Annotated in this window: 9 protein-coding genes; all 9 read right to left on the bottom strand. The window is 64.7% G+C overall.

Annotated features, from left to right (window positions below; translation table 11 throughout):
- The coding region (locus EN906_RS11800; RefSeq protein WP_164777153.1) for an alpha/beta hydrolase at positions 1 to 467 on the bottom strand (467 nt) is incomplete at its 3' end.
- Positions 464 to 1144: an isochorismatase family protein gene (locus EN906_RS11805; RefSeq protein WP_127269725.1), complete on the bottom strand. Its 681-nt coding sequence runs from the start codon at positions 1142 to 1144 to the stop codon at positions 464 to 466. The genes EN906_RS11805 and EN906_RS11800, both read right to left, overlap by 4 nt.
- A gap of 355 nt (positions 1145 to 1499) precedes the next feature.
- Positions 1500 to 2804 (bottom strand): Xaa-Pro peptidase family protein, encoded by a 1305-nt coding sequence (locus tag EN906_RS11810; protein WP_127269723.1) that lies wholly within the window; start codon positions 2802 to 2804, stop codon positions 1500 to 1502.
- A 319-nt stretch (positions 2805 to 3123) separates the two neighbouring features.
- Entirely contained in the window at positions 3124 to 4095 is a 972-nt protein-coding gene (locus EN906_RS11820) for a GlxA family transcriptional regulator (protein WP_127269721.1), read from the bottom strand.
- A 245-nt stretch (positions 4096 to 4340) separates the two neighbouring features.
- Positions 4341 to 5522, bottom strand: a complete 1182-nt coding sequence (locus tag EN906_RS11825; RefSeq protein WP_127269719.1) for a PLP-dependent aspartate aminotransferase family protein — start codon at positions 5520 to 5522, stop codon at positions 4341 to 4343.
- Complete coding sequence (locus tag EN906_RS11830; protein ID WP_127269717.1) at positions 5519 to 6940, bottom strand: pyridoxal-phosphate dependent enzyme; 1422 nt, start codon at positions 6938 to 6940, stop codon at positions 5519 to 5521. Before EN906_RS11830 ends, EN906_RS11825 begins: the two co-directional genes overlap by 4 nt.
- Before the next feature lie 260 nt (positions 6941 to 7200).
- Positions 7201 to 8535, bottom strand: a complete 1335-nt coding sequence (locus EN906_RS11835; RefSeq protein WP_127269715.1) for an FAD/NAD(P)-binding protein — start codon at positions 8533 to 8535, stop codon at positions 7201 to 7203.
- 31 nt (positions 8536 to 8566) lie between these two features.
- Positions 8567 to 9043, bottom strand: a complete 477-nt coding sequence (locus tag EN906_RS11840; protein ID WP_127269713.1) for an Rrf2 family transcriptional regulator — start codon at positions 9041 to 9043, stop codon at positions 8567 to 8569.
- Between the two features lie 147 nt (positions 9044 to 9190).
- A complete protein-coding gene (locus EN906_RS11845; protein WP_127270314.1) occupies positions 9191 to 9418 on the bottom strand; it encodes a hypothetical protein in 228 nt (75 codons plus the stop codon).
- Between the last annotated feature and the right edge of the window lie 295 nt (positions 9419 to 9713).

The following is a 9713-nucleotide window of genomic DNA, read 5'->3' on the forward strand; positions in this document are numbered from 1 at the left end:
TCGCCACACAGGACCAGCGGCAGGTCTGACGTCGCTGCCGCCCATTCGAAGGCGGCCACCGCATCGTCGAAGGCGGCGGGGTGGACGTGTTCCGGCGCCAGGCGGTAGTCGACCGACAGCACGTCGAAACCGGTGCCGGCGCAGAGCTCGGCGCAGATGTCGTCATGGCTTTCCAGCCCGCCGAGGATGAAGCCGCCGCCGTGGTAGTAGATCACCATCGCCTTCGCGGCACTACCGGCAAGCTGGTAACGGCGGACCGGGATGTCGCGGCCGGCGGCGATCAGGCCGTCGCTGGCCTTGACGCCTGCTGGGCGGCCCTGGTGGAAGGCCCGGCTCATCCTGTCATAGACGGCGCGCTGCTTGTCGATCGGCAGGCCGATGATTTCGGGCGGATACCAGGCGTTGACCGCGTCGATATAGGCCCACAGGGCCGGGTCGAGCCGTGTTTCGTAGGGGCCGCGGCTCATAGATCGGCGTAGAGCGCGGCCGCGTTGTCGAAGCTGAAGCGCAGCGGCACCGAGCCCTCGACCTGCCAGGCGGTGACGGTCTCGCCCGCCAGCAGCCGGCAGGCGCCGTCGGTGTCGGTGACGGCGCCGCCATAGAGCCGGTTGGCGAGGTTGAGGATGCCGGTCTGGTGCATGGCCGCGCTGCCGCTGCCGCAGGCATCCTTGACCAAAAGCACGCGGAAGCCCTTCGCCACCGCATCCTTGACGGAAGCGTCGATGCAGGCCTCGGTCCAGACGCCCGATATGACCAGCCATTCGATGCCTGAAGACTTGATGTCGCGGGCCGCCGGGCCGGTGCGGAAGGCGCTGGCCTCGGCCTTGACCAGCAGCGCCTCGCCGTTGATCGGTGCCACCTCACGGCAGATCTCGGTCAGCGGATCGCTCTTGTCGGAGAAAGCCGACTTGCCGTCTTCACCGACCGGATGAAACGGCCGGTCCTGCTTGTCGAGATCGACGATGTAGGCCCAGTGGTAGAGCGGCACATGGTTTTGCCGCGCCGCCGCCTGCAGGCGCTGGACATTGGCGAGGATGCTGCTGAAGCCCTCGACCAGATAGCGGGGGTCCTGCCGGTGCTCTTCCTGCAGGTCGATGAAGATCGCGGCCACCGTGCCGGGCTTGATGGAGATGGGGGTTTTCATGCCGATGCGCCTTGGTTGTGGGCGGGCGACACCGCTCTGTTTAGCGAGCTGGCGCAAGCAGCGGTGATTGGCCGGCGCCTCCCCACCTTCGGCATCCACGGGCGGAGCAGGAGCGAAGCTCCGTCGCGGAGACCCGAGGATCCATGCCGTGATGTTGATCGAATGGTGCAGCGGTGCAGAACTTGTACCGTTGCGGTGCATAGAGGTCGCGGCATGGATCCCTTGGGCTGCAAAGCAGCTCCAGGGGTCTGCGCCGCGTCGCTGCGCTCCTTGCTCCGCCCTAGGATGACGAAGCGATGGAAGGCTGCGACAGCAGCGAAGGCTCGCGATCCGGCGCCGGTGTACGAAACCGCCCTCAAACCTGCGTCTCCAGAAACTCGTCCTCATAGGGAAAGCGCGAAAGCAGCTCCGTGCCCGTCTCGGTGATCAGGATCTCGTCCTCCAGCTTGACGCCCTCGCGGCCGCCTTTCTCGCCGATATAGCTTTCCACGCTCACCACCATGCCTGGCACGATATGGCCGTCACGGCCATAGGTCTCGTAATCCATGGCATGCGCGATGAACGGCGTTTCGCCATGCATGCCGACGCCGTGCATTACCGAGGTGTAGCGCTGGTCGACGAAACGGTCCGGGATTTTCCACGCCTTCTCGGCAATCTCGCGGAACGCCATGCCGGGTTTGACGATCGAAATGTTGTGCTGAACCTGGTCGTGCGCCATGCGGTAGAGCGACTTCTGGTAGGGCGTCGGCTTGCCCGGCCCGCAGCGGAAGGTGCGCGAGAAATCCGAATAATAGCCGTAGCAGCCGATCGTGTCGGTATCGAGCGCCAAGAGTTCGCCGGGCCGGATCTTGCGGCCGCTGGCCTCGTTGAACCACGGATTGGTACGCTGGCCCGATGTCAGCAGCCGCGTCTCGATGAACTCGCCGCCCTGGCGGATGACCTCGCCATACATGATGGCGAACAGGTCGTTTTCGGAGACGCCGGGCTTGATCGCCTCGCGTACCGCATAGACGGCGGCCTCGGCGCCGGCCATCGACACCTGCAGGCATTTGACTTCCTCGGGCGTCTTGACCGCGCGCACCGCCAGGATCTCGCCCTGGCAATCGCGAACCTCGCAGCCGCGCTTTTCGAGCGCCAGCGCCTGCAGATGGCTGCAGCGGTCGAGGCCGAGCTTCATCGAGCCGCCGCCATGCTGCTTCAGAAGCTCGGCGATCTCGTCGGCGAAGGGCCCGGCGGTCTCGTCGTCGCGGCCGGAGACCGACGACCAGACCAGCTTGGAAGGACGCGCCTCGTCGATCGTGTCGAGCACCATCGAGACATGATAGCTCTGCGGATATTCGAACAGCACGATCGGCCCTTCGGTCGGGATGAAGAAATAGCGGGTCGAGTTGCGCAGGAAATAGCCGAACATGTTGCGCGAACCGGTGGCGTAGCGCTGGTTGTAGGGATCGAACAACACGACGCCGCCATAGCCGGCCTCGCGCATCCAGCCGCGCAGCTTGGCCAGCCGGCCCTTGCGCAGCGCATCGGCATCGATGAAGGACGGCTCGGTGTCCGACAGCCACATGCCGCCGGCCGGATCGGCCGCGGCCGGGTGGCGCATGCGGTCCTTGAAGTCCACGTCCTCAGTGCTGTCGGGGTCGAAAACGACGATGCTCATGGGGGTACGGCCTTGGCTGGGTTGCGAGGTCGGAGCATGGCGCAGGCGGGGCGTGGGTATTGTGCGGGAAACCGCAGGTGTTGTGCGGGATGCCGCTGGCTAATCGGTTACGTCGCGATCCTTCGCGCCCCCCTCTGCCCTGCCGGGCATCTCCCCCTCAAGGGGGGAGATTGGCAGTTTCGATGCCGCCGTTCTTTTCTTCAACATCTGAGATTAGCGAAAGCAGAGATGCAGTCCGAGCTCCCCCCTTGAGGGGGAGATGTCCGGCAGGACAGAGGGGGGCGCTGTCCCGCCAACGTCTCACCCGTCAGCAAGCGCCCTAATGCCGTCTCGCCAATCTCGGCGGATGCCCATGCTCCTCGCGAAACGCCCGCGCAAAACTCGACATCGATGCAAACCCACACGCCAGCGCCACGTCGCGCACGGCGAGCGTCGAGTGTGCCAGGAGGTCGGCGGCGCGTTTCAGCCGCAGCCGGCGGTAGTAGCCGTTGGGCGAGATAGCGAGTTCGGAGCGGAAGCTGCGTTCGAGCTTGTCGGAGGAGACGCCGAGCTTTGCGGTCAGCTCGGCCATGCCGAGCCGCTCTTCCACCGCGTCCTCCATGATGGCGATGGCCGACAGCACCAGTTCGTTGCGGACGCCGGTGCGCAGCCGCAGCGGCATCATCTTGCGGTCGATGCTGGAACGCAGCTGGCTGTGCACGAACCATTCGGCGACACCTGCGGCAAGCTCGGCGCCGTAGTCGCGGGTGATGATCTCCAGCATCATGTCGAGGCTGCCGACGCCGCCGGCCGAGGTGAAGCGCTTGCGGTCGATGACGTAGAGGTCGCGCCTGAGCTCGATGTTGGGAAAAGCTTCGGTGAAGGCGGCCTGGCTGGTCCAGTGCAAGGTGCAGGCATGGCCGTCGAGCAGGCCGGCCCGCGCCAGGAAGAAAGCCGCGTCCGCCACCGCGCCGATATGGGCGCCATTGCGCAGGCTCTTGCGGATCCAGCTTGCCGCGTCCTCGGCGACGAGGTGGTCGGCATCGCCGCCCGAGCAGACGACGATGCGGTCGACCTTCGGCGCGTCCTCGGCGTAAAAACCCGGCTGGATGACGACGCCGTTCGAGGCCTCGACCGGGCCTTTTGTGCCGCCGACGATGATCCAGCGATAGCATTCTCTTTTCGCCAGGACATTGGCGGCACGCAGCGGCTCAATGACCGAGCTGAACGCCATCATCGGAAAGCCGGGGAAGACCAGCACCGCGAAGGTGAGAGGGGTGTCGGTGGGTTTGGGTGGGGCGTGTGTGGCCATGGGCGCTAGACTTCGGGCAGATGGAGTGCGGCGTCAATTGGCCTGATGCTTGAACCCGGAACGTCAGCGCCGCCCCTCACCTGCCTGCCGGCATCCTCTCCCCGTAAACGGGGCGAGGGACGCTGTTATCGGCGCTTACGCCAATCACCGGCGGCCGCGGCTAGCGTCTTTCTCCCCGTCGCTATACGGGGAGAAATGCCCGGCAGGGCAATGAGGGGCGGCGCCGATTTTGGCGATTTGAGGGTCTATCCCCCCAGCGCCTGCTCCAAATCCGCGATCAGATCATCTCCATCCTCGATCCCCGCCGACAATCTTACCAGCGAATCCGATATACCGATCTCGGCCCGTTTCTCGGCCGGAATGGAGCCATGCGTCATCAGTGCCGGATGCTCGATCAGGCTCTCCACGCCGCCGAGGCTTTCGGCCAGCGTGAACAGCTGCGTGCGTTCGAGGAACTTTTTGGTGCCGGCTAGGTCGCGGTCGAGCACGGCTGTGATCATGCCGCCGAAGGCGTGCATCTGCTGGACGGCGACGGCGTGCTGCGGGTGGCTGGCGAGGCCGGGATAGATGACGCGGCGCACGTCGCGGCGCGCTTCCAGCCACTGCGCGATCTTCAGCCCGTTGGCGGAATGACGCTCCATGCGCAGCGCCAGCGTCTTCAGCCCGCGCAGCGCCAGAAAGCTGTCGAACGGGCCCGAGATGGCACCGATGGCGTTCTGCAGGAATTTCAGCTGGGCGGAGAGATCCTTGTTGTCGCCGACCACGGCGACGCCGCCGACCATATCGGAATGGCCGTTGAGATATTTGGTGGTCGAATGCACCACGATGTCGATGCCGAGCTCCAGCGGGCGTTGAATATAAGGGCTGCAGAACGTGTTGTCGGCGACCGACAAAATGCCCTTGCGCCTGGCGAGTGCGGCGACGCCTTCGAGGTCGACGATGCGCAGCAGCGGGTTGGTCGGCGTCTCGACCCACAGCATTTTCGTCTCGGGCCGGATCGCGGCCTCGACGGCGGCGAGGTCGGTGAAGTCGACGAACGAGACCTGCAGATTGGCCGAGCGTTTGCGCACCCGCTCCATCAACCGGAACGAGCCGCCATAGATGTCGTCGGTGGCGACGATGTGAGCGCCGGAATCGAGCAGCTCCAGCACGGTGGCGATCGCCGCCAGGCCGGACGCGAAGGCAAAGGCGGCCGAGCCGCTTTCGAGGTCGGCCACGGCGCGCTCGAAGGCAAAGCGCGTCGGGTTCTGGCTGCGGGCATATTCAAAGCCCTTGTGCACGCCGGGCGACTGCTGGGCAAAGGTCGAGGTGGCGTAGATCGGCACCATCACCGCGCCGGTCAGCGGGTCGTGGCTCTGGCCGCCATGGATGGTGCGCGTCGAGAAAGCCAGACGGTTCTTGCCCGGTGGTGGTGTTTCAGCGGTCATCGTGCGCGCCTCAGATGGTTGATCAGGTCGATGCGGGTAATCAGCCCGACGAACTCGTCGCCGTCGAAGATGATGGCGACCTCGTTGCGGTCGAAGACCGGCAGCAGCGCATCCAGCGTCTGGCTGGCCTGCAGCGTGTGCAGATTGGAGGTCATGGCCGTGCGGACCGGGCCGTTGAAGCGCTCCCAGCGTCCGTCATAGGGGCCGTCGACCTTGGCCAGGATGTCGCTTTCGTCGACGATGCCGACGAGCTTGCCATTGTCGAGCACCGGCAGCTGCGAGACATCGGAACGGCGCATGCGGCCATAGGCGTTGAGCAGGCTTTCGTCCGGGCCGACATAGACGGTGTCGCCGGTGCGGTGCGAGCGCATCACCAGATCGCGCAGATCGCCATGCTGCTCGTGCTCGGCAAGGCCCTGCTCGGCCAGCCAGAAATCGTCGAACACTTTCGACAGGTATTTGTTGCCGCTGTCGCAGACGAAGGTGACAACGCGTTTGGGCACCGTCTGCTCGCGGCAATAGCGCAGCGCGGCGGACAAAAGCGTGCCCGAGGATGAGCCGGCGAGGATACCTTCCTTCGACAAGAGGTCGCGCACCGCCAGCATGCTCTGCTTGTCGGGGATCGAATAGGCCTTCTTGACCAGCGACAGATCGGCGTTGGGCGGCACGAAATCCTCGCCGATGCCTTCGACGGTCCAGCTGCCGGCCTCTTCCATCTTGCCGGTCTTGATCAGCGGCGCCAGCACCGAGCCGACCGGATCGGCCAGCACCATTTCGGTCTTCGGCGACACTTTGGCGAAGTAGCGGCCAAGCCCGGTCAGCGTACCGCCGGAGCCGACGCCGACGACCACCGCATCGACGTCACCGTCGAGCTGCGAAAAGATCTCCGGACCGGTGGTGGTCTCATGCGCCAGCGGATTGGCCGGGTTGGCGAACTGGTTGGCATAGAAGGCGCCGGGCGTTTCCGCCGCGATCTTCTCGGCCATGTCCTGGTAATATTCGGCATGGCCCTTGCCGACATCGGAGCGCGTCATGCGCACCTCGGCGCCGAGCGCGCGCAGATGCTGGATCTTTTCGCGCGACATCTTGTCTGGCACGACCAGCACGATGCGGTAGCCCTTGGGGATGCCGACCTGGGCAAGGCCGAGGCCGGTATTGCCGGCGGTCGCCTCGACGATGGTGCCGCCGCGCCGAAGCTTGCCCTGCTTTTCAGCCGCGGCGATCATCGACAGCGCGATACGGTCCTTGATCGAGCCGCCCGGGTTCTGGCTTTCAAGCTTGATGAACAGCCGGCATTTGCCGGTGTCGAATTTGGTCAGTTCGACAACCGGCGTCTGGCCGATCAGGTCGAGGACGGATTTGTAGGGCGGACGCAGGCGGGACAATTCGTCGGCTGCGGCGATCTCGTGCTCGCTCATATCGATGCTCCATGACCAAGCGACCGCCTCTGGGCAGGGCGGCAGCGTATCCTCTTTTCCAGCCCTTTGCAGTCGGAAAGAAGATAGATCGTGCCAATCAACCGGCCAGATGCGGAATGAAATTCCGGGTTTGGGTTGGCAAGTGTCGCTTCGAAGTCCGGCGAACCCTCCGCGCGTTCGTCATCCTAGGGTCTCCGCGACGTCGCTTCGCTCCTGCTCCGCCCTAGGATGACGACGGCGTTGGGGTTTGCGCGGAGCTCTCATCCCAGCAGCTGCTTGCTCAGCCTCGCACACTGCACGCGGATATCGGGAATGGCGTCGATCTCGAAGAAGGTGCCGCGCGTCAGCGGGCCGACGGCGAGGATCTTGGCCGAGATGGTTCCGTCGCCGGCGATGATCTCGCATTTGGCCGATACATCGAGGCCGATGCGCAGCGGATCCGGCCGTGCCAGACCGCGGTCGACCAGCGAGCGCACGACGCTGTTCGATGAGGTCGAGATGTCCCTCACGATACCAGAGCAATCGTAGATGCGGGCGACCTCGAAGGTCTCGAGACGCTGCGTGTGGCGTGACTGGACCTGGACGGTGAATTCGCCGTTGCGCGCGATGTCGACGACGCGGCCGGCGACCAGGCGAATGCGGCCGGATTGCACGGCTTCGGTGACACGGGTGTAGACCTCGGGCGCCATGCGATGGCGGTGGATGTCCCACCAGGCCTTGGTGTGCTCGACGAAGCGGCGCTTGGCGGAAGCCGGCCAGTTCTGCCAGATCTTCTGGTTGAACGGCCGCAGGCCGTCGACGACGTCGCGCCAGTCGATGCCGGCCTTCTGGTTTTCCTTGATCAGGTCGCGGAACCAGCCGACGAAATAGGAGAGCTGGGTGCCGAGCGGAATGTCGGCGACGTCGAGCTTGATCGGATTGCCCTTGCGATGCGGCGAGGGCAACAGGCCGCGCCGCGACACAGCTATGATGTCGCCGCGATGGCCGCGCTGTTCCAGCGCCAGGAAGGCATCGACCATGCTCAGGCCGGTGCCCAGCACCATGACGCCGGCGTCGGTCGGAAGTGCTGTATCGGCTTCCGATCCCATCCTGATGGCATGGCCTTGCGCCGGCTCCTCGTCGTGGCCGGTGGCCAGCACGGCGAGATGCGCAACGACGCTGGTGCCGTTGGCCAGCGCCACTTCGACACCGGATGCGGTGGGCGTGATCGAGAGGCTTTCCTCGCGGATCAACCGAAGCCGCCCGGTCTGCTTTTCGCGCGCCTGCAGCTCGTCGAGCAACTCGCCGAGGTAACGGGCATAGATGCTGCGCGGCGCATAGAAGGGCGCCTGCTCGGCCGTTGCCAGGCCGCGCTCCTGCAGCCAGCGCCAGAAATTGCCGGGATCGTCGGCATAGGCGCTCATGCCGGCGGCGCTGACATTCAAGACATGCGCCGACAGCAGTGTCGAATAGGCGATGCCCTGGCCGAAATGCGGGCGCCTTTCGATCAGCGTGACACGCAGGTCGGGATTGGGCGACTTCAGGAGATGCGCGGCCAGCACGACGCCGCTGGCGCCGCCGCCGACAATGATGATGGAGTTGGCGCGCCCGGTCATAGGCGTGCCTTCGCTCTGCGCAACGCCAGTGTCAGGCCTGGACCTTCACCGCGACCGGCAGATCGCCGATGTCCCTCGCGACCGACAGGTCGTCGAGAGAGATATCGCGCATTTCGGCGAGGCTGCGCTGATCGAGCACCTCGGCGATCGCCTGCCGGACCTCGAGCATCAGATGTCGGACTTGGCATGTCGCCTCGTTGCAATCTTCACAGCGCTGGTACTGGGTGCGGCTGGCGCAGGGGATCGGCGCCAGCGGGCCGTCGAGGACGCGCACCACATGGCCGACCTTGATCTCATCGGCGGGGCGCGCCAGGCGATAGCCGCCATCCTTGCCCTTGCGGCTCTGGACGAAGCCGGCATTGCGCAACTCGCCCAGGATGGCGTCGAGAAATTTCTTCGGGATGTTGTTGCCGGTGGCGACGTCGTTGACGAAGGCGAGCTGTCCGGCCGGCAAGCGCGCGAGGTGGACAAGCGCCTTGAGGCCGTACTTACCTTTTTTGGTGAGCATGAGATCAAAATTTCTCTGGCATGCGACGGCATGGAACCATCGGTTGCAAAACGCCTGGCGGGCGTTGCCGCCGCGTCCAAGCCCGCATGACACATAAATTCTAGTGACATGATGTACAAGCCGAGAACTGCTGATTTTGCTTCGTTTTCAAGCCGCTGCAGCGATTTTGACCGGCCTTTGTGCCCTAGAGAGCACAAAAATACGCTTTGACGGCAGCGAGATGGCAAATGGTCCTCCAACTGGCGTCGACTCACGCAACGGCAAAAGCCGATCCGGGTCGCGAGCGATCATGGTGATGGAGTGGCCGCTCATCGTCGCCTCCAGTTCCCTCATGTCGATAAGATTACTATACTTACCTCCGATCACGCGGAACATGTTTCCAAATCGTTGGCTATTTGAGGCATGAATTTGCCTGGCAGAGGTTAGAAGCAGGAAATCTAGTTCGCGGTGGGGGGGTAGGCGCAGCCATCGCAGCAGCTCAGGAGGTTAAAGGCCGGTGGGCCAGCGCCCCCCTCTGGCCTGCCGGCCATCTCCCCCTCAAGTGGGGAGATTGGACGTCACGACCGCTTTCGCCCCATCTCTACCGTCAACGAGAAAAGCGCTGAAGCCGAAACTGCCAATCTCCCCACTTGAGGGGGAGATGTCCGGCAGGACAGAGGGGGGCGCTGTC

Source organism: Mesorhizobium sp. M7A.F.Ca.CA.004.06.1.1, from assembly GCF_003999135.1.
GTDB lineage: Bacteria > Pseudomonadota > Alphaproteobacteria > Rhizobiales > Rhizobiaceae > Mesorhizobium.